24 protein-coding genes are annotated in these 23,142 nt (G+C 61.8%); 15 read left to right on the top strand and 9 right to left on the bottom strand.

What is annotated here, in order from left to right:
- Positions 1–3: 3 nt before the first annotated feature.
- The 8 genes from C4K27_RS28125 to trpE all read left to right on the top strand — a co-directional run bounded on the left by C4K27_RS28125 (position 4) and on the right by trpE (position 8,773).
- A complete protein-coding gene (locus C4K27_RS28125) occupies positions 4–1,128 on the top strand; it encodes an ABC transporter ATP-binding protein (RefSeq protein ID WP_053262868.1) in 1,125 nt (374 codons plus the stop codon).
- Positions 1,129–1,172: 44 nt separating this feature from the next.
- The gene (locus tag C4K27_RS28120) at positions 1,173–2,216 is read left to right on the top strand and encodes an ABC transporter substrate-binding protein (RefSeq protein WP_009045873.1); all 1,044 of its coding nucleotides are present in this window, start codon (positions 1,173–1,175) and stop codon (positions 2,214–2,216) included.
- A gap of 68 nt (positions 2,217–2,284) precedes the next feature.
- The gene (locus C4K27_RS28115) at positions 2,285–3,532 is read left to right on the top strand and encodes an ABC transporter permease (RefSeq protein WP_007926153.1); all 1,248 of its coding nucleotides are present in this window, start codon (positions 2,285–2,287) and stop codon (positions 3,530–3,532) included.
- A 13-nt stretch (positions 3,533–3,545) separates the two neighbouring features.
- The gene (locus C4K27_RS28110) at positions 3,546–4,370 is read left to right on the top strand and encodes an ABC transporter permease (RefSeq protein WP_007926154.1); all 825 of its coding nucleotides are present in this window, start codon (positions 3,546–3,548) and stop codon (positions 4,368–4,370) included.
- Positions 4,371–4,503: 133 nt separating this feature from the next.
- Positions 4,504–5,652: an iron-containing alcohol dehydrogenase gene (locus C4K27_RS28105; RefSeq protein WP_053262867.1), complete on the top strand. Its 1,149-nt coding sequence runs from the start codon at positions 4,504–4,506 to the stop codon at positions 5,650–5,652.
- Between the two features lie 79 nt (positions 5,653–5,731).
- Positions 5,732–6,406 (top strand): ribulose-phosphate 3-epimerase, encoded by a 675-nt coding sequence (gene rpe, locus C4K27_RS28100; protein ID WP_007926156.1) that lies wholly within the window; start codon positions 5,732–5,734, stop codon positions 6,404–6,406.
- Positions 6,403–7,221 carry a phosphoglycolate phosphatase gene (locus C4K27_RS28095; protein ID WP_007926157.1) on the top strand — a complete coding sequence of 273 codons (819 nt, stop codon included), beginning with the start codon at positions 6,403–6,405 and terminating at the stop codon, positions 7,219–7,221. The genes rpe and C4K27_RS28095 overlap by 4 nt, the downstream gene beginning before the upstream one ends.
- Positions 7,222–7,291: 70 nt before the next feature.
- Entirely contained in the window at positions 7,292–8,773 is a 1,482-nt protein-coding gene (gene trpE, locus C4K27_RS28090) for an anthranilate synthase component I (RefSeq protein WP_053262866.1), read from the top strand.
- 66 nt (positions 8,774–8,839) lie between these two features.
- Here the strand turns inward: trpE and estP are convergent, their stop codons facing one another.
- Positions 8,840–10,750 carry an esterase EstP gene (gene estP, locus C4K27_RS28085; RefSeq protein ID WP_125738116.1) on the bottom strand — a complete coding sequence of 637 codons (1,911 nt, stop codon included), beginning with the start codon at positions 10,748–10,750 and terminating at the stop codon, positions 8,840–8,842.
- 408 nt (positions 10,751–11,158) lie between these two features.
- On the opposite strand from estP, the gene C4K27_RS28080 reads away from it, so the two are divergent.
- The 4 genes from C4K27_RS28080 (at position 11,159) to C4K27_RS28065 (ending at position 14,413) form a co-directional block, all read left to right on the top strand.
- Positions 11,159–11,752 (top strand): aminodeoxychorismate/anthranilate synthase component II, encoded by a 594-nt coding sequence (locus C4K27_RS28080; protein ID WP_053262865.1) that lies wholly within the window; start codon positions 11,159–11,161, stop codon positions 11,750–11,752.
- Positions 11,753–11,761: 9 nt separating this feature from the next.
- Positions 11,762–12,811 carry an anthranilate phosphoribosyltransferase gene (gene trpD, locus C4K27_RS28075; protein WP_007930171.1) on the top strand — a complete coding sequence of 350 codons (1,050 nt, stop codon included), beginning with the start codon at positions 11,762–11,764 and terminating at the stop codon, positions 12,809–12,811.
- A complete protein-coding gene (gene trpC, locus C4K27_RS28070) occupies positions 12,808–13,644 on the top strand; it encodes an indole-3-glycerol phosphate synthase TrpC (protein WP_009045864.1) in 837 nt (278 codons plus the stop codon). Before trpD ends, trpC begins: the two co-directional genes overlap by 4 nt.
- A 67-nt stretch (positions 13,645–13,711) precedes the next feature.
- Entirely contained in the window at positions 13,712–14,413 is a 702-nt protein-coding gene (locus C4K27_RS28065) for a lipoate--protein ligase family protein (RefSeq protein ID WP_053262864.1), read from the top strand.
- Here C4K27_RS28065 and crp read toward each other — a convergent pair.
- Positions 14,410–15,054 carry a cAMP-activated global transcriptional regulator CRP gene (crp, locus tag C4K27_RS28060; RefSeq protein WP_007930174.1) on the bottom strand — a complete coding sequence of 215 codons (645 nt, stop codon included), beginning with the start codon at positions 15,052–15,054 and terminating at the stop codon, positions 14,410–14,412. The two genes, C4K27_RS28065 and crp, sit on opposite strands and share 4 nt — an antisense overlap.
- A gap of 235 nt (positions 15,055–15,289) precedes the next feature.
- Here crp and C4K27_RS28055 point away from each other — a divergent pair, with 235 nt between their 5' ends.
- Positions 15,290–15,712: an OsmC family protein gene (locus C4K27_RS28055; RefSeq protein ID WP_009045862.1), complete on the top strand. Its 423-nt coding sequence runs from the start codon at positions 15,290–15,292 to the stop codon at positions 15,710–15,712.
- A gap of 82 nt (positions 15,713–15,794) precedes the next feature.
- Here C4K27_RS28055 and coq7 read toward each other — a convergent pair whose 3' ends face one another.
- From coq7 to hemJ, 6 genes are all read right to left on the bottom strand, one after another.
- Positions 15,795–16,442: a 2-polyprenyl-3-methyl-6-methoxy-1,4-benzoquinone monooxygenase gene (gene coq7 / locus C4K27_RS28050; RefSeq protein WP_007930179.1), complete on the bottom strand. Its 648-nt coding sequence runs from the start codon at positions 16,440–16,442 to the stop codon at positions 15,795–15,797.
- A 125-nt stretch (positions 16,443–16,567) separates the two neighbouring features.
- A complete protein-coding gene (locus C4K27_RS28045; RefSeq protein WP_053262863.1) occupies positions 16,568–16,906 on the bottom strand; it encodes a histidine triad nucleotide-binding protein in 339 nt (112 codons plus the stop codon).
- Between the two features lie 79 nt (positions 16,907–16,985).
- Positions 16,986–17,774, bottom strand: coding sequence for an SDR family NAD(P)-dependent oxidoreductase (locus tag C4K27_RS28040; RefSeq protein ID WP_053262862.1), 789 nt, complete (start codon positions 17,772–17,774; stop codon positions 16,986–16,988).
- 129 nt (positions 17,775–17,903) lie between these two features.
- Positions 17,904–18,767 (bottom strand): DUF805 domain-containing protein, encoded by an 864-nt coding sequence (locus C4K27_RS28035; protein WP_053262861.1) that lies wholly within the window; start codon positions 18,765–18,767, stop codon positions 17,904–17,906.
- A 92-nt stretch (positions 18,768–18,859) separates the two neighbouring features.
- Positions 18,860–19,828, bottom strand: coding sequence for an NAD(P)H-dependent flavin oxidoreductase (locus C4K27_RS28030; protein WP_009051135.1), 969 nt, complete (start codon positions 19,826–19,828; stop codon positions 18,860–18,862).
- 34 nt (positions 19,829–19,862) lie between these two features.
- Positions 19,863–20,294: a protoporphyrinogen oxidase HemJ gene (gene hemJ / locus C4K27_RS28025; protein ID WP_053262860.1), complete on the bottom strand. Its 432-nt coding sequence runs from the start codon at positions 20,292–20,294 to the stop codon at positions 19,863–19,865.
- Between the two features lie 134 nt (positions 20,295–20,428).
- Between hemJ and argC the strand changes: the two genes are divergently transcribed.
- Both argC and erpA read left to right on the top strand, forming a co-directional pair.
- Positions 20,429–21,463: an N-acetyl-gamma-glutamyl-phosphate reductase gene (gene argC / locus C4K27_RS28020; RefSeq protein ID WP_053262859.1), complete on the top strand. Its 1,035-nt coding sequence runs from the start codon at positions 20,429–20,431 to the stop codon at positions 21,461–21,463.
- Between the two features lie 167 nt (positions 21,464–21,630).
- Positions 21,631–21,981: an iron-sulfur cluster insertion protein ErpA gene (erpA, locus tag C4K27_RS28015; RefSeq protein WP_007906865.1), complete on the top strand. Its 351-nt coding sequence runs from the start codon at positions 21,631–21,633 to the stop codon at positions 21,979–21,981.
- Positions 21,982–22,048: 67 nt separating this feature from the next.
- Here erpA and C4K27_RS28010 read toward each other — a convergent pair whose 3' ends face one another.
- Positions 22,049–23,140, bottom strand: a complete 1,092-nt coding sequence (locus C4K27_RS28010) for an anhydro-N-acetylmuramic acid kinase (protein WP_053262858.1) — start codon at positions 23,138–23,140, stop codon at positions 22,049–22,051.
- Between the last annotated feature and the right edge of the window lie 2 nt (positions 23,141–23,142).

Here is a 23,142-nt window from a genome sequence, read left to right as displayed (position 1 = left end):
GGTATGAGCGAGGTCGATTCAAGCGCTGGGACGAGTGATGTACTGGTCAGTTTCCGTGGTGTGCAAAAGAGCTACGACGGCGAAAACCTGATCGTCAAAGACCTCAACCTGGACATTCGCAAAGGCGAGTTCCTTACCCTGCTCGGGCCATCCGGCTCCGGCAAGACCACCAGCCTGATGATGCTGGCCGGCTTTGAGACCCCGACCGCCGGGGAGATCCAGCTGGCCGGGCGGTCGATCAACAACGTGCCGCCGCACAAGCGCGATATCGGCATGGTGTTCCAGAACTATGCGTTGTTCCCGCACATGACCGTGGCCGAGAACCTGGCGTTCCCGCTGTCGGTGCGCGGCCTGAGCAAGACCGATATCAGCGAGCGGGTCAAACGCGTGCTGAGCATGGTCCAGCTCGAGTCCTTCGCCCAGCGTTATCCGGCGCAACTGTCCGGTGGCCAGCAGCAGCGGGTGGCCCTGGCCCGGGCGCTGGTGTTCGAGCCGCAGCTGGTGCTGATGGACGAACCCCTCGGCGCGCTGGATAAACAGCTGCGCGAACACATGCAGATGGAAATCAAGCACCTGCACCAACGTCTCGGCGTGACCGTGGTCTACGTGACCCACGACCAGGGCGAAGCCCTGACCATGTCCGACCGGGTCGCGGTGTTCCACCAGGGCGAAATCCAGCAGATCGCCCCGCCTCGGACCCTTTACGAAGAGCCGAAGAACACCTTCGTCGCCAACTTCATCGGCGAGAACAACCGCCTCAACGGCCGCCTGCACAGCCACAGCGGTGACCGCTGCGTGGTCGAGCTGGGGCGCGGCGAGAAGGTCGAGGCGCTGGCGGTCAACGTCGGCAAGACCGGCGAGCCGGTGACCCTGTCGATTCGTCCGGAGCGCGTGAGCCTCAACGGCTCCAGCGAAAGCTGTGTCAACCGCTTCTCAGGGAGGGTGGCGGAATTCATCTATCTGGGCGACCACGTCCGGGTTCGCCTGGAAGTCTGTGGCAAGACCGACTTCTTCGTGAAACAGCCGATTGCCGAGCTCGATCCGGAGCTGGCGGTGGGCGATGTGGTTCCGCTTGGCTGGCAGGTCGAGCACGTTCGCGCGCTCGACCCACTTCTAGAGGCGCATTGATCGCCCCCTTGCTTCACCAACCCTGCACGTGGAGAGAACAATAAATGTTGAGATCCCTGAAATTCACCGCTTTGACATTGGGCCTGATGGGCGCATCGCACGCGATGGCGGCGGGCCCGGACCTGACCGTGGTGTCCTTTGGCGGGGCGAACAAGGCGGCCCAGGTCAAGGCCTTCTATGCCCCGTGGGAAGCCGCGGGCAACGGCAAGATCGTCGCTGGCGAATACAACGGTGAGATGGCCAAGGTCAAAGCCATGGTCGACACCAAGAGCGTGTCCTGGGACCTGGTGGAAGTCGAGTCGCCGGAACTGTCCCGCGGTTGTGACGAAGACATGTTCGAGCAGCTCGACCCCGAGCTGTTCGGCAAGCCCGAGGACTACGTCAAGGGCGCGATCCAGCCTTGTGGCGTGGGTTTCTTCGTCTGGTCGACCGTCCTGGCCTATAACGCCGACAAGCTGAAGACCGCGCCGACCAGCTGGGCGGATTTCTGGGACACCAAGAAATTCCCGGGCAAGCGCGGCCTGCGCAAGGGCGCCAAGTACACCCTGGAATTCGCCCTGATGGCCGACGGCGTCGCGCCCAAGGATGTGTACAAGGTGCTGGCCGGCAAGGACGGCCAGGATCGTGCCTTCAAGAAGCTCGATGAACTCAAGCCGAGCATCCAGTGGTGGGAAGCCGGCGCCCAGCCGCCGCAGTACCTGGCTTCCGGTGACGTGGTCATGAGCTCGGCCTACAACGGCCGGATCGCCGCGGTACAGAAGGAAAGCAACCTGAAAGTCGTGTGGAACGGCGGTATCTACGACTTCGATGCCTGGGCCATTCCGAAAGGCCTGGACAAGACCCGAGCCGAAGCGGCGAAGAAATTCATCGCCTTCTCGGTGCAGCCGCAGCAGCAGAAGACCTACTCGGAAAACATCGCCTACGGTCCGGCCAATACCCAGGCGGTTCCGCTGCTGGCCAAGGACATCCTGAAAGACATGCCGACCACCCCGGAAAACATCGCCAACCAGGTGCAGATCGACGTCAGCTTCTGGGCTGACAACGGTGAGCAACTGGAACAGCGTTTCAACTCGTGGGCGGCCAAGTAAGGCGTCATGCATGGGCGGCGTCACCCGCGGGTGACGCCGTTACCGTTTAAAGATTTGCGGAGTTCGTCATGGCCATTAGCGTTCCCCTGAACGAGGTCACCAGCCCCAGCCTCAAGCAGCGCCTGGCGCGTGCCGAGCGGGTCAACCGCTGGAAAGCGCAAGCGTTGATCGCGCCGCTGGTGCTGTTCCTGCTGCTGGTGTTTCTCGTGCCTATCGCCGCGCTGCTGTACAAGAGCGTCGGTAACCCGGAAGTGGTCGAAGGCATGCCGCGCACTGTGGTCGCCGTGGCCGGTTGGGACGGACGCGGCCTGCCGGCCGAGCCGGTGTACAAGGCGCTGAGCGAGGATTTGGCCGAAGCGCGCAAGCAGCAAACCCTGGGCGATCTGTCCAAGCGACTGAACATGGAGTTGGCCGGCTATCGCAGCCTGCTGACCAAAACCGCCCGGGCCCTGCCGTTCAAGGAGGAACCGGCTTCCTATAAAGAAGCGCTGGAGGCCATCGACGAGCGTTGGGGCGACCCGGCCTACTGGCAGGCGGTACGCCGCAACACCAGCAACCTGACGCCGTTCTACCTGTTGGCCGCCGTCGACCATCGGATCGACGACCTGGGGGAGATCGCCCCGGCGACCCCTGACCAGGCCATCTACCTGGATATCTTCGCCCGGACTTTCTGGATGGGCCTGGTGATTACCGGTATCTGCCTGGTGCTGGCCTATCCCCTGGCTTACCTGCTGGCCAACCTGCCGGCGCGCCAGAGCAACCTGCTGATGATTCTGGTGCTGCTGCCGTTCTGGACTTCGATCCTGGTGCGTGTGGCGGCGTGGATCGTGCTGCTGCAATCGGGCGGCCTGATCAACAGCGCGCTGATGGCCATGGGCGTGATCGACAAGCCGCTGGAACTGGTGTTCAACCGCACCGGGGTCTACATCTCCATGGTGCACATCTTGCTGCCGTTCATGATCCTGCCGATCTACAGCGTGATGAAAGGCATCTCGCCGACCTATATGCGTGCGGCGATTTCCCTCGGCTGCCACCCGTTCGCCAGCTTCTGGCGGGTGTATTTCCCGCAGACCTATGCCGGCGTCGGCGCCGGTTGCCTGCTGGTGTTCATCCTCGCCATCGGCTACTACATCACCCCGGCGTTGCTGGGCAGCCCGAACGACCAGATGGTCAGCTACTTCGTCGCCTTCTACACCAACACCAGCATCAACTGGGGCATGGCGACCGCGCTGGGCGGCCTGCTGCTGTTGGCGACCATCGTGCTGTATCTGATTTACAGCTGGCTGGTGGGCGCCAGTCGCCTGCGCCTGAGCTAAGGAGAGAATCGAAATGCTGAGCCCTTACATGTCGCCCGTCGAGCGGGTCTGGTTCTACAGCTTGCGGATTCTCTGCGGCGTGATCCTGTTGTTCCTGATCCTGCCGGTGCTGGTGATCATTCCGCTGTCGTTCAACTCGGGCAGCTTCCTGGTGTACCCGCTGCAAGGCTTCTCGCTGCAGTGGTATCACGACTTCTTCGGCTCGGCGGAATGGATGCGCGCCCTGAAGAACAGCATCATCGTCGCCCCGGCGGCCACGGTGCTGGCGATGGTTTTCGGCACGCTGGCGGCGATCGGCCTGACCCGCGGCGACTTCCCCGGCAAGGCGCTGGTGATGGCGCTGGTGATTTCGCCGATGGTGGTGCCGGTGGTGATCATCGGCGTGGCCAGCTACCTGTTCTTCGCGCCCCTGGGCATGGGCAACAGCTTCTTCTCGCTGATCATCGTCCACGCTGTACTAGGCGTGCCGTTCGTGATCATCACGGTCTCGGCCACCTTGCAGGGCTTCAACCAGAACCTGGTGCGGGCCGCGGCCAGCCTTGGCGCTTCGCCGCTGACAGCGTTCCGCCGGGTGACCCTGCCGTTGATCGCGCCGGGGGTGATCAGCGGCGCGCTGTTCGCCTTTGCCACCTCGTTCGATGAAGTGGTGGTCACGCTGTTCCTCGCCGGTCCCGAGCAAGCCACCTTGCCCCGGCAGATGTTCAGCGGTATCCGCGAAAACCTCAGCCCGACCATCGCCGCCGCGGCGACACTGCTGATCGCCTTCTCGGTGATCCTGCTGCTGACCCTGGAATGGCTGCGTGGCCGCAGCGAAAAACTGCGTACAGCACCGGTCTGATCGCCACGGACAGATCGCTCCCGTACCGGCCGTGGGAGCGATCCGTTACGCCATTCATTGGCTGAATGGCAGACAACCCCGAATCCCCAGCTACTCTTGTGCCAGCTTCTCCCTTATATAAGAGGCCGCGCACATGAGTCTTTCCTCTTTCAAAATCGCCCACAAACTGCTCACCGGTTCTGCCGCCATCGAGCAACTGTCCACCGAACTGAGCCGCCTGGATATCGATAACCCGCTGATCGTCACTGATGCCGCGCTGGTCAAGTCCGGTACCGTGGAGCTGGCACTGGCACAACTGGGGGGGCGGGATTACGAGATTTTCGACCGGGTGCTGCCCGACCCGGAAATTGCCATCGTCGAAGATTGCATGCAGGTTTACCGCGAGGGCGGGCACGACGGGCTGATCGGCCTGGGCGGCGGCAGCGCCATCGATATCGCCAAAAGCGTCGCGGCCTACGCCGGTTATCACGGGGCGCTGGAAGACCTGTTCGGGATCGACCAGGTACCGCGCAAGGGGCCGCCGCTGATTGCCATTCCCACCACGGCCGGCACTGGCTCCGAAGTCACCAATGTGGCGATTCTCTCGGACAAGGTCGCGCAGCTGAAAAAGGGCATTGTCAGCGATTACCTGTTGCCGGATGTGGCGCTGGTCAGCCCGCAGATGACCCTGACCTGCCCGCGCAGTGTGACTGCCGCCAGCGGTGTCGATGCCCTGGTGCATGCCATCGAGTCCTACCTGTCGCTCAACGCCTCGCCCATCACCGACTCCCTGGCCATTGGCGCCATCAAGCTGATCGCCCAGGCGCTGCCCAAGGCGTACGCCAATCCTGCCCACTTGCAGGCCCGCGAAGACATGGCCACCGCCAGCCTGATGGCCGGCATGGCCTTCGGCAACGCCGGGGTCGGCGCGGTGCACGCGCTGGCTTATCCACTGGGCGGGCGCTTCAACATCGCCCATGGCGTCAGCAATGCCTTGCTGCTGCCGTACGTCATGACCTGGAACAAGATGGCCTGTGTCGAGCGCATGCAGGATATCGCCGAGGCCATGGGGGTGAAGACCGCTCATCTGAGCGTGGCCGAGGCGGCCGACAAGGCGGTCGAGGCCATGACCCAGCTCTGCGCCGCGGTGGAGATTCCCTCGGGGCTGCGCAGCTTCGGGGTGCCGGAGGAGGCCATTCCGTCCATGGCGGTGGAGGCCGCGGGGATCGAGCGCCTGATGCGCAACAACCCGCGCAAACTGAGCCCGGGCGATATAGAGAAGATCTATCGCGCGGCTTACTGATCATCGCGGTCACGGTGCGCGCGCCAAAGCATGAGGTATACAATGCGCGCCACCGTGATTCTGCTCAAAAAGGTGCGTCATGCAGCCCTTCGCAATTGCTCCGTCGATCCTCTCCGCCGATTTCGCCCGCCTGGGCGAGGAAGTGGACAATGTTCTCGCCGCTGGCGCCGATATCGTGCACTTCGATGTCATGGACAACCATTACGTGCCCAACCTGACCATCGGTCCGATGGTCTGCGCTGCCCTGCGTAAGTACGGCATCACCGCGCCGATCGACGCCCACCTGATGGTGAGCCCGGTAGATCGCATCATCGGCGACTTCATCGAGGCCGGTGCGACTTACATCACCTTCCATCCGGAAGCCACGCTGCACGTCGACCGTTCCCTGCAGATGATCCGCGAAGGCGGCTGCAAGGCTGGCCTGGTGTTCAATCCGGCCACCCCGCTGGACGTGCTCAAGTACGTCATGGACAAGGTCGACATGGTCCTGCTGATGAGCGTCAACCCGGGTTTCGGCGGCCAGAAGTTCATTCCGGGTACCCTCGACAAGCTGCGTGAGGCCCGTGCCCTGATCGACGCTTCCGGTCGCGATATCCGCCTGGAAATCGACGGCGGGGTGAATGTGCACAACATCCGTGAAATCGCTGCCGCGGGCGCCGATACCTTCGTCGCGGGCTCGGCGATCTTCAATGCGCCGAACTACCGGGACGTGATCGAGAAGATGCGCGCCGAACTGGCGCTGGCCCGTCCATGAGCGGTTTCGAGCAGCTGTTCCCGGGGCGTCTGCCGCGGCTGGTGATGTTCGACCTGGATGGCACCCTGGTCGATTCGGTTCCCGACCTCGCGGCGGCCGTGGACGACATGCTGCTCAAACTGGGGCGCCCGCCCGCCGGTATCGAGGCGGTGCGCGAGTGGGTCGGCAACGGCGTGCAGATGCTGGTGCGCCGGGCCCTGGCCAACGACATCGCGGCGCAGGGCGTCGACGATGTCGAGGCTGAGCGCGGGCTGGAGCTGTTCAACAATGCCTATGAGGATGGCCACGAACTGACCGTGGTCTACCCAGGCGTGCGCGACACCCTCAAATGGCTGCACAAGCAGGGTGTGGAAATGGCGCTGATCACCAACAAGCCGGAGCGTTTCGTCGCGCCCTTGCTGGATCAGATGAAGATCGGCCGTTATTTCCGCTGGATCATCGGTGGCGATACCCTGCCGCAGAAGAAACCCGACCCGGCAGCGCTGTTCTTCGTCATGAAAATGGCCAGTATCCCGGCCTCGCAATCGCTGTTCGTCGGCGACTCGCGCAGCGACGTGCAGGCGGCGAAAGCCGCGGGTGTGAAGTGCGTGGCATTGAGCTATGGCTACAACCACGGACGGCCGATTGCCGAGGAAATGCCGGCCCTGGTGATCGACGATCTGCGCCAGCTAATTCCCGGTTGCCTGGATCCGGCCGCTGAGATAACGTTGCCCGACGCTGTTCAATCCCCTCCTGGAAACGCCATCGTGGTGGTCACTCGCAAACTCTGGATGAAAGTCATCAAGGCTCTGGCCCGTTGGCGTTGGCGCGCCTGACTTGTTCCTGGCCGGTCTTCCGGCGCGTTTGCATACCTGACTGTTAGAACCTCAAGCCACGAGGCACCTCATGATCCGCGAAGAATTCCTGCGTTTGGCCGCTGCCGGCTACAACCGCATCCCGCTTGCCTGCGAAACCCTGGCCGACTTCGACACGCCGCTGTCGATCTACCTGAAACTGGCCGACCAGCCCAACTCCTACCTGCTGGAGTCGGTGCAGGGCGGCGAGAAGTGGGGCCGTTATTCGATCATCGGCTTGCCCTGCCGCACCGTGCTGCGGGTGCATGACCATCATGTCAGCATCACCGTCGATGGCGTCGAGACCGAAAGCCATGACGTGGCCGATCCGCTGGCGTTCGTCGAAGAGTTCAAGGCGCGCTATCAGGTGCCGACCATCGCTGGCTTGCCGCGTTTCAACGGTGGCCTGGTCGGCTACTTCGGTTACGACTGTGTGCGTTATGTGGAGAAGCGCCTGGGCAAATGTCCGAACCCGGATCCGATCGGTGTGCCGGATATTCTGCTGATGGTCTCCGACGCCGTGGTGGTGTTCGATAACCTCGCCGGCAAGATGCACGCCATCGTCCTCGCCGACCCGTCCCGGGACGATGCCTTCGAGCAAGGCCAGGCACGCCTGCAAGCGTTGCTGGAGAAGCTGCGCCAGCCCATCACCCCGCGTCCTGGCCTGGACTTCAGCAAGCAGCAGGCGGCCGACCCGGTGTTCCGCTCCAGCTTCACCCAGGGTGACTACGAGCGTGCCGTCGATACCATCAAGGAGTACATCCTGGCGGGCGACTGCATGCAGGTGGTGCCGTCGCAGCGCATGTCCATCGATTTCAAGGCGGCGCCGATCGATCTGTATCGCGCCCTGCGTTGCTTCAATCCGACGCCTTACATGTACTTCTTCAACTTCGGCGATTTCCATGTGGTCGGCAGTTCGCCGGAAGTGCTGGTGCGGGTCGAAGACAACCTGATCACCGTTCGCCCGATCGCCGGCACCCGTCCACGCGGCGCCAGCGAAGAGGCGGATCTGGCGCTGGAGAAGGACCTGTTGTCCGATGACAAGGAAATCGCCGAACACCTGATGCTGATCGACCTGGGGCGCAACGACACCGGGCGGGTCTCCGAGATCGGTTCGGTGAAGCTCACCGAGAAGATGGTGATCGAGCGTTATTCCAACGTGATGCACATCGTTTCCAACGTCACTGGCCAGTTGAAGGCTGGACTGACCGCGATGGACGCGCTGCGGGCGATTCTGCCAGCGGGCACCTTGTCCGGCGCGCCGAAGATCCGCGCGATGGAAATCATCGACGAGCTGGAGCCGGTCAAGCGTGGTGTGTATGGCGGGGCGGTGGGTTATTTCGCCTGGAACGGCAACATGGACACCGCCATCGCCATTCGTACGGCGGTGATCAAGGACGGCGAGCTGCATGTGCAGGCCGGTGGCGGTATCGTCGCCGACTCGGTGCCGGCGCTGGAATGGGAAGAAACCCTGAACAAGCGTCGCGCGATGTTCCGCGCGGTGGCCTTGGCTGAGCAGGCGCCCGATAGCTGAGTCGGACAACGAGCCATAAAAAAACGCTGCCTCCTCACGGGGGCAGCGTTTTTTATGGCCTGCGGTTTAGAAGTCGAGGCTGACCCCGACGTTGATGCCTTGCTGGGTGAAGTCATCGTCCTTGCGGATGTTGTAGCTGGCGCGCAAGGCCAGGTCCTGGGTGAGCTTGTGGCTGACCCCGAGGTTCAGGCGGTTGAGGTTGGTCTGCGGGGTATAGCCTTCCAGGGTGTAGCGGTTATCCGGCAGACTGTTGAGGGCCATGGTCAGCTTCTGGGTATCGTCCTCGTATTCCTTTTCGTGGGCGATTTCGCCGAACACCTGGGTTTGCCGGGTGATCTGGTACTTGCCCTGCAGACCGACGCCCAGGCGCCGCGACGTGCGTTTCTGGTCATCGAAGGTCAGCGCGGTGGAGTCGTTGCCGTCCTCGGAGTAGCCGTCGACCTTGACCCGCGCGTAGTCGGCGCTGATGAACGGCGACAGGTGCCACGGGCTGCTGGCCTGCTGCGCGATGTCGTAGCCCAGGCGAGCGCTGAAGGCCAGGACATCGCCGCTGGTGTCGCCTTTTTCCCCGCGCTCATTGGGCCCCAGGTCGAATTTGCGCTTGAGGTTGTCGTAGTCCAGGTGCCCGGCGGTGGCTGCCGCGTCGGCCCACCAGCGGTTTTGCTGGTACTGGACGAAGGCGGTGCCCAGGTAGGTGTTGAGCTTGTAGTCCGAGTCGTTGCTGCCCGCTTCGAGCTTCTGCCGATAGGCGCCGGCCAGCACGCCGACTCGCCAGGCCTCGTCGAGCCGGTAGCTGCCGCCGATGTTCAGGTTGAAGCCGTTGCCGTCGGCACTGGCGCCGCTGCGCTGGCTGTCGAAGTCCTGGTGCTGGCCGCCCGCGGCGACAATCGCCCGCCATTGACCCACGCCCTGCCAGTTTTCCCAGTCGGCCTGCCATTGATTACGCAGCTCATCTTGATGCGCGCGCAGGGTGCCCTGGGCCATTTCCGGGAGCAGGGTTATTTCCCAGGGCGCCGCCAGCAAGGAGTAAGCGTAATCGGCGATCAGCCGTTGGCCGGCTTCGGTGGGGTGGACCGAGTCGTTGTAGATCAGCTTGCTCGGGTCCGGCGTGGCGCTGTGAATGCCATAGCGGGCGTTTTCCGTGCAGCCATTGCCACTGAAGCAGGTGGCGGTGAGGTTCTGGTCGGTGGCCAGGCCGAACTGTGCCGGGTTGGCGAAGCTTTCCTTCAACAGCACGGGAATATTGAGGGGAATGACTTCGGCATCGACCGTCTGCAGCTGTCGGACCAGTTCGGTATTGAATTGGGCGCTGAGCTGGGAAGTGAACCCTTGCAACGGGCTGCCGTTGATTGCCGGGGTCAGGCCGATATCCGGCAACAGCCAGACCATGATGTAGCGGGCGCCGGCCTGCTGCAGGGTCTGCACGCTATCGACCAGGCGGCCGGCCGCGGCGTTGGCCTGGTCAAGGCTGGTGACGCGGCCCTGGAGGAAGTCGTTGCCGCCGCCCGACAGGTAATAGAGGGCATTCGGGTCGGCGCGGAAATCGTTGGCTACCAGATAGCCGGGGCGGCTACGGCTGCCGGCGGTCGAGGTGGTGGTAATCGAATCGAGAATCTGGTCGGTGCGATAACCGCCAACCGCCCAGTTGTTGCCGTCAGGCAGGCCTTCGCTGGCGCGGGTGGCCGAGGTCGACGCGGCGAGCTGGTTGTCCGAGAAGCCCAGTTTGGCCCCCAGCAATTGCGTCGAGTTGGCGGAGCGGACTTCCCCGCTACCATCCAGGTAGACCGGGCCGGTACGGTTGGTAAAGCGCTGGGTCGCGCCCGCGGGACCGCCGGGATCGGCGAATTGCCCGGCATCGCTGAGGCTGTCGCCGAACACGATAAAGCTGGAATAGGGGGAGGGGGCTGCGATCGCTTGAGCGCAGGCCAGGGACAAAAGACTGCCGGCGAGTGGTACGAACAACGTCTTTTTGATCATGAGCAAGTCCGTTTTATTTATTGTTGTAGAGAACGAAACGACAGTACCAAAAACTTTTGCGTTTCAGCTATGGCGATAAGCCATATCGCTTGTTTGTCCGGGCGCGGGCCCCGCCATATTGCACCCTCTGCTCAGCTAAGTTACTGTGCCTGAACGTATGAATGAGACCTTCCCCGTGTTGATCGTCAGCAAACTCTTGATGCGAGTTGTTAAGGCACACGCCCGTTGGCGTTGGCGCGCCTAACTTTTCTCTGCCGGCCCGGCCGGACCTGTACCGTTTTGCCTTCTTTACCCCTGTTCGACTCCGCTTGTGCTGGTTGAGTGATTGCAACCTCCGGCGGGCCTGCCAGCGGGCAATCCACTGAAGGCTGTATTAAAAGTCAGTGAATTCAAGAGGTTGTAATCCCCATGTTGCTGATGATCGATAACTACGACTCCTTTACCTATAACGTTGTGCAATACCTTGGCGAGCTGGGTGCCGAGGTCAAGGTGGTGCGCAACGACGAACTGACCGTGGCTGAAATCGAAGCGCTCAACCCTGAGCGGATCGTCGTGTCGCCCGGTCCTTGCACGCCGACCGAAGCCGGTGTGTCCATCGAAACGATCAAGCATTTCGCCGGCAAGCTGCCGATCCTGGGTGTCTGCCTGGGCCACCAGTCCATTGGCCAGGCCTTTGGCGGCGACGTGGTGCGCGCGCGGCAGGTGATGCACGGTAAGACTAGCCCGGTATTTCACCAGGACAAGGGCGTATTCGCCGGTCTGAACCATCCGTTGACCGTGACCCGTTACCATTCCCTGGTGGTCAAGCACGATACGTTGCCGGACTGCCTCGAGCTGACTGCCTGGACCCAACTGGAAGACGGCTCCGTCGACGAGATCATGGGGCTGCGCCACAAGACGCTGAACATCGAGGGTGTGCAGTTTCACCCCGAGTCTATTCTCACCGAGCAGGGCCACGAGCTGTTCGCCAACTTCCTCAAACAGAGCGGCGGCACGCGCTAAGGACTTTCCATGGATATCAAGACTGCCCTGAGCCGTATCGTCGGCCATCTCGATCTGAGCACCGATGAAATGCGTCAGGTCATGCGTGAAATCATGACCGGCCAGTGCACCGATGCACAGATTGGCGCCTTCATGATGGCCATGCGTATGAAAAGCGAAAGCATCGACGAAATCGTCGGCGCTGTTTCGGTCATGCGCGAGCTGGCGGACAAGGTCGAGCTGAAAACCCTCGACGGTGTGGTCGATGTGGTCGGCACCGGCGGTGATGGTGCGAACATTTTCAACGTGTCCACAGCTTCTTCCTTTGTAGTCGCCGCAGCCGGTTGCACGGTGGCCAAGCACGGCAACCGCGCGGTGTCCGGGAAAAGCGGCAGTGCCGACCTGCTCGAATCCGCCGGTATCTACCTGAACCTGACGCCGGTACAGGTCGCCCGCTGTATCGACAACGTCGGTATCGGTTTCATGTTCGCCCAGTCCCATCACGGTGCCATGAAGTACGCCGCTGGCCCGCGTCGCGATCTCGGCCTGCGCACCCTGTTCAACATGCTTGGCCCGCTTACGAATCCGGCCGGCGTTAAACATCAGGTGGTGGGTGTGTTCACTCAGGCGTTGTGCCGGCCGTTGGCCGAGGTTTTGCAACGCCTGGGCAGCAAGCACGTGCTGGTGGTGCACTCTCAGGATGGCCTGGATGAGTTCAGCCTCGCCGCGCCGACCTTCGTCGCTGAGCTGAAGGACGACCAGATCACTGAGTATTGGGTGCAACCCGAAGACCTCGGCATGAAGAGCCAGAGCCTGTTCGGCCTGGTGGTCGAAAGCCCGGCGGCATCGCTCGAGCTGATTCGCGATGCCCTGGGGCGGCGCAAGACCGAGCACGGGCAGAAAGCGGCGGAGATGATCGTGCTCAATGCCGGTGCCGCGCTCTATGCGGCGGACCATGCCAGCAGCCTGAAAGAGGGCGTGGCCCTGGCCCATGACGCTTTGCACACCGGGCTGGCTCGCGAGAAGCTTGAGGAGTTGGGTGCCTTTACCGCGGTATTCAAGCAGGAGAATGAAGGATGAGTGTGCCGACGGTTCTGGAAAAAATCCTCGCCCGCAAGGTCGAGGAAGTGGCTGAGCGTAGCGCACGAGTAAGCCTGGCCGAACTTGAAGGCCAGGCCCGTGTCGCGGATGCGCCGCGCGGCTTTGCCAAGGCGCTGCTCGACCAGGCCAAGCTCAAGCAGCCGGCGGTGATCGCCGAAATCAAGAAAGCCTCGCCGAGCAAAGGCGTGATCCGCGAGCATTTCGTGCCGGCAGAGATCGCCAAGAGCTATGAGAAGGGCGGCGCGACCTGCCTGTCGGTACTCACCGATATCGATTATTTCCAGGGCGCCGATGCCTATCTGCAACAGGCGCGTGCCGCCTGTTCGTTGCCGGTGATTCGCAAGGACTTCATGATCGATCCGTACCAGATCGTCGAAGCCCGCGCATTGGGGGCCGACTGCGTGCTGCTGATCGTGGCCGCGCTGGATGATGCCAGGATGGCTGAACTGGCTGCCGTGGCCAAAGGCGTGGGTCTCGATGTGCTGGTCGAAGTGCATGATGGCGATGAGCTGGAGCGTGCCCTGAAAACCCTCGACACGCCGCTAGTGGGCATCAACAACCGTAACCTGCACACCTTCGAGGTCAATCTGGAGACCACCCTCGATCTGTTGCCGCAGATTCCGCGCGATCGTCTGGTGATCACCGAGAGCGGTATCCTCAACCGGGCCGATGTCGAGCTGATGGAAATCAGCGACGTTTACTCCTTCCTGGTGGGCGAGGCCTTTATGCGGGCCGAGAGCCCAGGTCTGGAACTGCAACGCCTGTTCTTCCCGGAACGTGGCGTGCCGGTGAGCGGCTCGACCCTGGACTGAACCTGAGTTGATGAAGAAGCCGGCGCCGCCGGCTTTTTTATACCTATCGCAAAGGACCTTGACTGCCATGACCCAGCCCCTTTCCCTGACCGTCGAAGCCGGCCTGCAGGCCGAACAGGATCTGCTCGCCCAGGTATGCAGCGGCGACCAGGAGTACGGCCTGTTGTTCTGGCAGCCGAGCGACAGAGCGCTGGTGATGCCGCGACGCTTGAGCCGTTTGCCGGGGTTCGATCAGGCCTGCGACGCGCTGGCCGCTAGTGGCTGGCCGGTGTTGCTGCGAGAAACCGGTGGGGAGCCGGTGCCGCAATCGGCGGCGACGGTCAATATCGCGCTGGTTTATGCGCCGCCTCGCAGCGAGGGTGATCAGAATCGGATCGAAACCGGCTATCGCCGTTTGTGCCAGCCGATCTGCGACCTGCTTTCCGAGCTGGGAGGCGAGCCCTCCCTGGGTGAAGTCGAGGGCGCTTTCTGCGATGGCCGGTTCAACGTCAATCTCAACGGGCGCAAGATGGTCGGCACCGCCCAGCGTTGGCGCCAGAGCAAGGGTGGGACGCGTCCGGTTGGGTTGGTGCATGGCGCGCTGTTGCTGGATGACGAGCGGGAAACCATGGTGGCGGCGGTCAATCGTTTCAACCAGGCCTGTGGCCTGGAGCAGCGTTGCCGCGCCGAAAGCCATATCGCCTTGCATGAGGCATTCGCCGCGCCGAATGCCATCGAGCGCCTGGATGCCCTGTACCGGCAGACGTTGGCGCAGTTCCTGCCGCTCTAACGGGTGCCGAACACCACCATGGTCTTGCCTTTGACATGGACCAGGTTGCGTTCTTCGAGGTCCTTGAGCACCCGGCCGACCATCTCCCTTGAGCAGCCGACGATCCGCCCGATTTCTTGGCGAGTCACCTTGATCTGCATGCCGTCCGGATGGGTCATGGCATCTGGCTGCTTGCACAGTTCGAGCAGGCAGCGGGCCACTCGCCCGGTGACATCGAAGAACGCCAGGTCGCCGACTTTGCGGGTGGTGTTGCGCAGGCGTTGGGCGATCTGGCCGCTGAGCACGTACAGAATGTCCGGGTCCTGTTGAGACAGCTCACGGAATTTTGCATAGCTGATCTCCGCGACTTCACATTCGACCTTGGCCCGTACCCAGGCGCTGCGTTGCTGCTCATGCCCGGCTTGTTCGAACAGGCCCAGCTCGCCGAAAAAGTCCCCGGCATTGAGGTAGGCGATGATCATTTCCCGACCGTCGTCATCTTCGATCAGGATGGTGACCGAGCCTTTGACGATGAAGAACAGCGTGTCCGACTGATCGCCGGCGCAGATGATGTTGCTCTTGGCCTGATAGCGGCGGCGCTGGCAATGCATCAACAGCTTGTCGAGGTTCTTGATCTTGGGTGTAGGGGCAAGAGCAACCATGGTTGTATCCCGAAAAGACAGCACGGTGTGATTTGATTTTTTATGGGGCGGTCAAGCTGGATCGCCGATAGCTGGCAATGCGCCAGTGATTTGGCGCCAGCTTAACAGACGCTTCCTTTGGGTAATTAAGAATTTTCCTATCAGAACTGAGTGTGGCACCTGAACAGGCAAAGCGCTGCCATCCCGGGCCCCTGTGCTAAGCTGGCGACCCTTTTTTAGCAGTGGAGTCTTGGCGATGAAGGCACGCATCCAATGGGCTGGCGAAGCCATGTTCCTCGGGGAATCGGGCAGCGGTCATGTGGTGGTAATGGATGGCCCGCCGGAAGCCGGTGGTCGTAACCTGGGCGTGCGCCCGATGGAAATGCTCCTGCTCGGCGTAGGCGGTTGCAGCAACTTCGACGTGGTCAGCATCCTGAAGAAATCCCGCCAGGCTGTCGAAAGTTGCGAAGCCTTCCTCGACGCCGAGCGTGCGACAGAGGATCCCAAGGTCTTCACCAAGATCCACATGCACTTTGTGGTCAAGGGCCGCGGGTTGAAAGAAGCCCAGGTCAAGCGCGCCATCGAGCTGTCGGCGGAAAAATACTGCTCGGCATCGATCATGCTCGGTGCGGCCGGGGTTGCCATCACTCACGATTACGAAATCGTCGAGCTCGGTTGAGTCGCCATTCAACCCTTCTGAATTCGCGGCAAAAGAAAGGGCGCTGAAAAAGCGCCCTTTTTTTGCCTGCGATTTGTATCGATCAGATCCGGTAAGTGCTTTTGGTCATGACCTTGGCCAGTAGGCTCATACCGAACTTTACCGGCGCCGGGAAACGGAATCCGCCCGCGTCCAGGGCGCTTTCGGCGTGTTGTTCTTCGTCGATGCGCATCTGCTCGAGAATCGCCCGGGATTTTTCGTCCTCGGCCGGCAATTGCTCAAGGTGTTCGTTGAGGTGTTTGCACACCTGATCTTCAGTAGCGGCCACGAAACCCAGGCTGACCTTGTCGCTGATCAGCCCGGCCACTGCGCCGATGCCGAATGACATGCCATAAAACAGCGGGTTGAGCACGCTGGTGTGGCTACCCAGTTGGTGAATGCGTTGCTCGCACCAGACCAGATGATCGATTTCTTCTTCCGCGGCATGCTCCATGGCGGCGCGCACTTGCGGCAGCTTGGCGGTCAGTGCCTGGCCCTGGTACAGCGCCTGGGCGCAGACTTCGCCGGTATGGTTGATGCGCATCAGGCCGGCGACATGCTTGGTGTCCTCTTCGCTCATCTGCACGTCCGGCTGCACGATTGCAGGGGAAGGGCGATAAGGCTGGCCGCTGAAGGGCAGCAAGGTACGCATTGCTGCATCTGCCTGCAGCAGTAGACGGTCAATCGGCGAGTAGTGACGTTGGGTAGTCATGCTTACCTCCGGGAAGAATCACGGCGGCCAGTTTACCCCAATCGATGGGCAGAGGCCTGCGCTGGATCAGCACACTCCCGGCAAAAGCGGGCGAGAAGTGTGCTGTCGCGCACCTTGGATGGGGATCAGCCCGGCGGCCAGTGCATCTGGCGCTGACCCAGAACGTGCATGTGAATGTGATACACGGTCTGGCCACCGAGTTCATTGCAGTTCATGACGACCCGGAAGCCTTCTTCGCAGCCCAGCTCCCTGGCCAGACGCTGGGCGGTGAACAGGATATGTCCGGCCAGCAGCTTGTCGTCTTCGGTCAGGTCATTGAGGGTGCGTACCGGCTTTTTCGGAACTACCAGGAAATGCACGGGGGCCTGTGGGGCGATATCGTAGAAGGCCAGAACCTGGTCGTCCTCATAGATGATCTTCGCCGGTATTTCCCGGTTGATGATCTTGGTGAACAGAGTATCCACAGCTGTTTCTCCGTTGTGTTGGTCCGGGCTGAGTGTACTCAGGCAAGCCGAGTGCGCCCAGCCTTAGATGGTTGCCAGGTCAGCGCGGGCAATAGGCTTTGTTGACGGCGCCGGAAATCTTGCGGGTCAGCCAGCGTGAACCCAGGCGCGGGCTGAACGCAAACCAGCGGTTGCGGCGGCCGGGGATGATAATGGCGCGATTCTTGTCCAGGGCGCGCACAGTGTACAGCGCGACTTCTTCCGGGCTCATCAGCAGTTTGCTGTCGTTAAGCTTGCTGGTGTTCAACTGGGCGGTATCAAAGAAACCGGTGCGGGTCGGGCCGGGGCAGAGCACGGAAACCTTCACTGCATTGTTTTTCAGCTCTTCGCGCAGGCCTTCGGAGAAGTGCAGCACATAGGCCTTGCTGGCGTAGTAGGTGCTCATCCAGGGGCCGGGATAGAAGCCGGCGATCGAAGCGACGTTGAGAATCTGCCCGCCGCCCTGCAAGGCCATGCTGTTGCCCAGGGCATGGCACAGCCGGGTAAGGGCCAGAATGTTCACTTCGATCAGGTCCTGCTCGGTCATCCAGTCCTGGGCGAGGAAGGGGCCGCAGGTGCCGATGCCGGCGCAGTTCACCAATAGATCGATCTGCCGGTCGCCTTCTTCCAGCTCCAGCAGGAAGCCCGAAAGCCGCAAAGGCTCGGACAGGTCGCAGGCACGGAACAGCACCTCTACACCAAAGCGTTGGGTCAACTCGATGGCGATGCTTTCCAGCTGATCACGCTGACGGGCCACCAGGAGCAGGCTGCGGCCGCGCCGGGCCAGAGCTTCGGCCAGGGCCAGGCCTATGCCGCTGGAGGCGCCGGTGATCAGAGCGTAACGGGTCATGCGGTTCTCCATTGCAACGGCCGGTTGCCTGTGGGGAAAAGTCCCAGGCAGCGGCGCGTTAATTCAATCCGATAGTCTACAGGTGGCCGGGGCGGGCTTGCTGCTTTCACTGCTCCTGTTCTCGGCGCCCTAGACCGAGCTGAGACCACCGATGAAGGACAGCAGCAAAACGATTATCCACAGCGCGGCAAGCCCCTTGACCGCTCCACTGTTTGGCGGAGGCGGCGCGCCGTAACGATTGGCGCCGGTGTTGCCCGGCAGGATCGCCAGCAGCAGCGGAAACACTGCGTACACAAAAGGCAGCAAATTCAGCAGCCAGAGCCAACCCGACCAGCCCAGGTCATGCAGGCGCTGAACGGAAATGGTGATGTTCAGATAGGCGAAGGCCAGTGCTACGACGCCGAGGAAGATCATTCCCGTCACTTGCAGGCTGTTGCCGACCAGAGCCGCGGTCAGGAAGCCGCCGGCCAGGGTAGTCAGCAGGATCAGCACCAGGGTCCAGGCGAGATAGCGCAGGCGCCCGATGCGTCCTTCGACGGTGTAGAACTTCAGCTCGCCAAACTCGGGAAGGGGATCGCCCACTGTGGCTTGAGGCGGGGTGTAGGGCGAAGTACCCGCGCCGGCCATGGGGTCTGGCGTCGGCGTAGGGGCCGGGCGTTGCCAGTCACTTGTCGCGGTGGGTTCTGCCTGGGGCAAGTCCACCGAAGGTGCTGGTGCTGGGGGAGCAGGCTGAGGTGCCGGTTGGCTGGCGCCTGGGGCAAGATCCGGTTCGATGCGTGGGGCGATCCCGGCCTGGTTCAGCGCGGCGAGATAGATGTCCGCGTCTTGTTGGGAGAGGTCGCGCTTGAGGGTGATGTTTTGTCCCTTGAACAGAGGCTCGATCGCAGCGATATCACTTTTGAACAGCTTGGCGATTTTCTGCTTGGCATGTTCGATGTCGACACCCGGAAGCAGAGCCCCGTCAAATACGATCTTGAAACGGTCTTGGCTCATGCAGGGCGTCCTTGTCGGCTATATAGAGAGGGCTTTCGCAGGGCGACAGTTTAAGGCCAGCCGTCCGTTGCTGGCCAAAAAACATCAGCGATTCAGCGCGGCCAGCGTTGCGGTAGCCGGGCGGCCAGCTCCTGCGCGGCACGGTATTCGGCGTCCAGGCGGGCGACCAGTTGATCGACGCTCGGCAAGTCATCGATTTCACCGACGCCTTGTCCGGCGGACCACACGGTTTTCCAGGCTTTGGCTTCATCGCTGAGCGGCTTGAGTTTCGAGCCGAAGTTGACTTCGCCTTTGCCCTGCAGGGCGGCAAGGTCGAAGCCGGCGTTTTCCAGGCTTTGGCGCATGAAGCTTGCTGGAACCCCGGAGACTGCCGCGGTGTGCACAATGTCGGCGGCCTTGGCGCTCAGCAGCATCTCCTTGTAGGCCTCCGGCGCATGGCTTTCCGTGGTGCCGATAAAACGCGTGCCGAAGTAGGCGAGGTCGGCGCCGAGCAACTGTGCGGCGAGGATCTCGTGGCCGTGGTTCAGGCAGCCAGCCAGCAGCAGCGTCTTGTCGAAGAACTGGCGGATTTCGGCGATCAGGGAGAACGGGCTCCAGGTCCCGGCGTGGCCACCGGCGCCGGCGGCTACGGCGATCAGGCCATCGACCCCGGCCTCGGCGGCTTTTTCCGCATGGCGCCGGGTGGTGACGTCATGGAAGACCAGGCCTCCATAGGCATGCACTGCATCGACCAGTTCCTTCACCGCTCCCAGGCTGGTGATGACGATAGGCACCTTGTGTTCGATGCAGATCGCCAGGTCGGCATTCAAGCGTGGGTTGCTGTGATGCACGATCAGGTTGACGGCATAGGGCGCGGGGTTTTCCAGGGTCGCAAGGCCTGCTTCGATTTCTTCCAGCCAGGCCTTGAAACCACTGCTTTCACGCTGGTTGAGGGCAGGGAAACTGCCGACCACCCCATTGCGGCAGCACGCCAGAACCAGTTGTGGATTGGAAATCAGGAACATCGGCGCAGCCACGACAGGCAGGCGCAAGCGTTGTTCGAGCAGAGCGGGCAGCGACATTGGAAGTACCCCGAATAATGACGGCTAGTAGAAGTTAGAACGGCCGGACGACGACCAGAATTACGATAGCCAGCAATAGCAGAACTGGCACTTCATTGAACCAGCGGTAAAAGACATGGCTGCGGGTGTTTTCGCCACGGGCAAAACGTTTCACCTGGGCGCCGCACATATGGTGGTAGCCAATCAGGATGACCACCAGGGTCAGCTTGGCATGCATCCAGCCGCCCTGGCCGAAGTAGGCGCTGGGGTTCAGGCTCAGCAGCCAGATACCGAAAATCAGCGTGGCAATCATCGCTGGGCCCATGATTCCGCGGTACAGCTTGCGCTCCATGATGCTGAAGCGTTCCTTGCTGATCGTGTCTTCGCTTTGAGCGTGATAAACGAACAGGCGCGGCAGGTAGAACAGACCGGCAAACCAGCAGACCAGACTGACGATGTGAAAGGCTTTGAGCCACAGATAGAGCATTTCGGTTATTCCCAGGTTCACGGTAGCGAAGATAGTAGTGGCAGGAGCGTCCGCACGTCACCTTGACGGTTGTCGCAGGGTCTTTCGGCCCCTATCATCGACGGCTTTCCAGTGGGTTCGTTGAGGGCAGGTTTATGGTCAAGGTCGGTATCGTCGGCGGCACGGGTTACACCGGTGTCGAACTGCTGCGTCTGTTGGCACAGCATCCGCAGGCTGAAGTGGTGGTCATCACTTCCCGATCTGAGGCAGGCCTTGCCGTCGCCGATATGTACCCGAACCTGCGAGGCCACTATGACGGCCTGGCATTCAGCGTTCCGGACATCAAGACCCTCGGTGCCTGCGATGTGGTGTTCTTCGCGACTCCGCACGGTGTTGCCCATGCCCTGGCGGGTGAGCTGCTGGCTGCCGGTACCAAGGTCATCGACCTGTCGGCGGACTTCCGTCTGCAGGACGCCGATGAGTGGGCCAAGTGGTACGGCCAGCCCCATGGGGCCCCTGAGTTGCTCGACGAAGCCGTCTATGGCCTGCCGGAAGTCAATCGCGAGCAGATCAAGAAGGCCCGCCTGATCGCTGTTCCGGGTTGCTACCCGACCGCTACCCAGCTCGGCTTCCTGCCATTGCTGGAGGCGGGGCTGGCCGACACTTTGCGCTTGATCGCCGACTGCAAGTCGGGTGTCAGCGGTGCTGGTCGGGGCGCCAGCGTCGGTTCCCTGTACTCCGAGACCTCGGAAAGCATGAAGGCCTATGCGGTCAAAGGTCATCGTCACCTGCCGGAGATTCGCCAGGGCCTGCGCCGTGCGGCGGGCAAGGATGTCGGCCTGACGTTCGTGCCTCACCTGACGCCGATGATCCGTGGCATTCACTCGACACTCTATGCCACTGTCGTGGACAAGTCGGTGGACCTGCAGGCGCTGTTCGAGAAACGTTATGCCAACGAGCCGTTCGTGGATGTGATGCCGGCGGGCAGCCATCCGGAAACCCGCAGCGTGCGGGGCGCCAACGTATGCCGGATTGCCGTGCACCGTCCTCAGGATGGCGATCTGGTGGTCGTGTTGTCGGTGATCGATAACCTGGTCAAAGGCGCGTCGGGCCAAGCCGTACAGAACCTGAACATCCTGTTCGGTCTGGACGAGCGTCTGGGCCTGTCCCACGCCGGCATGCTGCCTTAAGGCGTCTGCCTGCCTCAGCAAAAGGCCCGTTACCGGGCCTTTTTGCATTTTGCGGTAAGCCCTGGGCTTATTGATATACCGTAACAATAGTTGACCGCTTTTCTGGGAGAAGCGGATAATGCGCGTCATCACGCATTATGGCGGCGTAACGCCGGGAGATAGTCAGCATGAGCGTCGAATCCTTCACCCCCACGGCTTTGCAATTCACCCACGGTGCCGCGCACAAGGTGAAGAGCCTGGTCGATGAAGAGGGTAATGATCGCTTGAAGCTGCGCGTATTCGTTACGGGCGGCGGTTGTTCAGGGTTTCAGTACGGCTTCACTTTCGATGAAGAAGTCGCGGATGACGACACCATCGTCGAGCGCGAAGGCGTCAGCCTGGTGGTCGATCCGATGAGCTTCCAGTATCTGGCGGGTGCCGAGGTGGATTATCAGGAAGGTCTGGAAGGTTCGCGTTTCGTGATCAAGAACCCGAATGCCACAACCACCTGCGGTTGCGGGTCTTCGTTCTCGATCTGATCGCTGAATAAGGTTTTACCAAGCGCCGCAGGGTTTTCGGGCTCTGCGGCGTTTTGCTGTCTGGCGATCAGGCGGGGTAGATCGCGCCCAGGACACGCAAGCCGCGGGCGCCGGTGACACTTGGGCGGTTGGCGGCTATGCCTTCCAGGCAGCAGTGGGCCAGCCAGGCGAATGCCATGGCTTCAACCCAGTCCGGATCGACGCCGTGGGTGGCGGTACTGCTGACCTTGGTGTTAGGCAGCAGGCTGGACAGGCGATTCATCAAGGCCGAGTTGTGAGCGCCGCCGCCGCAGACCAGCAGCTCCTGGGTATCGGTCTGCGCAGCTTGCAGCGACTCGACGATGGTCAGTGCTGTCAGCTCCAGGAGCGTTGCCTGTACGTTTTCGGTGGGCAAGGCTGGCAGGCGAGCCAGATGCTCCTGTAGCCACTCCAGGTTGAATACCTCGCGACCCGTACTCTTCGGGCCTTGAGTGGCAAAGAATGGGTCGCTGAGCAGCGCGTTCAGCAGCAGCGGCTCAACCTGACCGCTGGCAGCCCATTGGCCGTCGCGATCGTAGTTTTCTCCACGCTGGGCATTGATCCAGGCATCCAGCAGGACGTTACCCGGGCCACAGTCGAAGCCGGCGACCGGCTTGTCGCTCTCGATCAGGCTCAGGTTGCTGAAACCGCCGACATTGAGGACCGCGCGCTTGCCGCAGCTTTGATCAAAGAGCGCTTCATGAAAGGCCGGTACTAGTGGAGCCCCCTGGCCGCCGGCGGCGACATCGCGGCTGCGGAAGTCGCTGACCACCGTGACTCCGGTCAGCTCTGTCAGTAATGCCGGGTTGCCGATCTGGACCGTGAAGCCGCGGGCGGGCTCATGGCGGATGGTCTGGCCATGACTGCCAATGGCGCGGATGTTCGCGGGTTTCAGTTTCTGTTGGGCAAGTAGGCTATGAATACCCTGGGCGGCCAGTTTTACCCAGTTTTGCTGGGCGATGGCGGAGCGGGCGATTTCATCGGGACCGCTGGCGCACAAGCCAAGCAGCTCGGCGCGCAGGGATTCAGGCATGGGAATGTAATGCGTGGCGATCAGCCTGATCGCCGGTGTTTGTTCGATGAGTGCGATATCCAGGCCATCAAGACTGGTCCCGGACATCACACCTATATAGAGCACCATGC

The sequence above is a fragment of the Pseudomonas chlororaphis subsp. chlororaphis genome (assembly GCF_003945765.1).
Classification (GTDB): Bacteria; Pseudomonadota; Gammaproteobacteria; order Pseudomonadales; family Pseudomonadaceae; genus Aquipseudomonas; species Aquipseudomonas chlororaphis.
This window is presented reverse-complemented; position numbering and strand designations above follow the sequence as displayed.

Bases quoted from the DNA above. Each gene is read 5' to 3' on its own strand.
- C4K27_RS28115 (WP_007926153.1), top strand. From the start codon at position 2,285: ATGGCCATTAGCGTTCCCCTGAACGAGGTCACCAGCCCCAGCCTCAAG.
- C4K27_RS28080 (WP_053262865.1), top strand. From the start codon at position 11,159: ATGTTGCTGATGATCGATAACTACGACTCCTTTACCTATAACGTTGTG.
- hemJ (WP_053262860.1), bottom strand. From the start codon at position 20,294: ATGCTCTATCTGTGGCTCAAAGCCTTTCACATCGTCAGTCTGGTCTGC.
- argC (WP_053262859.1), top strand. From the start codon at position 20,429: ATGGTCAAGGTCGGTATCGTCGGCGGCACGGGTTACACCGGTGTCGAA.
- C4K27_RS28055 (WP_009045862.1), top strand. From the start codon at position 15,290: ATGAAGGCACGCATCCAATGGGCTGGCGAAGCCATGTTCCTCGGGGAA.
- rpe (WP_007926156.1), top strand. From the start codon at position 5,732: ATGCAGCCCTTCGCAATTGCTCCGTCGATCCTCTCCGCCGATTTCGCC.
- C4K27_RS28040 (WP_053262862.1), bottom strand. From the start codon at position 17,774: ATGACCCGTTACGCTCTGATCACCGGCGCCTCCAGCGGCATAGGCCTG.
- crp (WP_007930174.1), bottom strand. From the start codon at position 15,054: ATGGTTGCTCTTGCCCCTACACCCAAGATCAAGAACCTCGACAAGCTG.
- C4K27_RS28110 (WP_007926154.1), top strand. From the start codon at position 3,546: ATGCTGAGCCCTTACATGTCGCCCGTCGAGCGGGTCTGGTTCTACAGC.
- trpE (WP_053262866.1), top strand. From the start codon at position 7,292: ATGATCCGCGAAGAATTCCTGCGTTTGGCCGCTGCCGGCTACAACCGC.
- erpA (WP_007906865.1), top strand. From the start codon at position 21,631: ATGAGCGTCGAATCCTTCACCCCCACGGCTTTGCAATTCACCCACGGT.
- estP (WP_125738116.1), bottom strand. From the start codon at position 10,750: ATGATCAAAAAGACGTTGTTCGTACCACTCGCCGGCAGTCTTTTGTCC.
- coq7 (WP_007930179.1), bottom strand. From the start codon at position 16,442: ATGACTACCCAACGTCACTACTCGCCGATTGACCGTCTACTGCTGCAG.
- trpC (WP_009045864.1), top strand. From the start codon at position 12,808: ATGAGTGTGCCGACGGTTCTGGAAAAAATCCTCGCCCGCAAGGTCGAG.
- C4K27_RS28010 (WP_053262858.1), bottom strand. From the start codon at position 23,140: ATGGTGCTCTATATAGGTGTGATGTCCGGGACCAGTCTTGATGGCCTG.
- C4K27_RS28030 (WP_009051135.1), bottom strand. From the start codon at position 19,828: ATGTCGCTGCCCGCTCTGCTCGAACAACGCTTGCGCCTGCCTGTCGTG.
- C4K27_RS28065 (WP_053262864.1), top strand. From the start codon at position 13,712: ATGACCCAGCCCCTTTCCCTGACCGTCGAAGCCGGCCTGCAGGCCGAA.
- C4K27_RS28095 (WP_007926157.1), top strand. From the start codon at position 6,403: ATGAGCGGTTTCGAGCAGCTGTTCCCGGGGCGTCTGCCGCGGCTGGTG.
- trpD (WP_007930171.1), top strand. From the start codon at position 11,762: ATGGATATCAAGACTGCCCTGAGCCGTATCGTCGGCCATCTCGATCTG.
- C4K27_RS28120 (WP_009045873.1), top strand. From the start codon at position 1,173: ATGTTGAGATCCCTGAAATTCACCGCTTTGACATTGGGCCTGATGGGC.
- C4K27_RS28035 (WP_053262861.1), bottom strand. From the start codon at position 18,767: ATGAGCCAAGACCGTTTCAAGATCGTATTTGACGGGGCTCTGCTTCCG.
- C4K27_RS28125 (WP_053262868.1), top strand. From the start codon at position 4: ATGAGCGAGGTCGATTCAAGCGCTGGGACGAGTGATGTACTGGTCAGT.
- C4K27_RS28105 (WP_053262867.1), top strand. From the start codon at position 4,504: ATGAGTCTTTCCTCTTTCAAAATCGCCCACAAACTGCTCACCGGTTCT.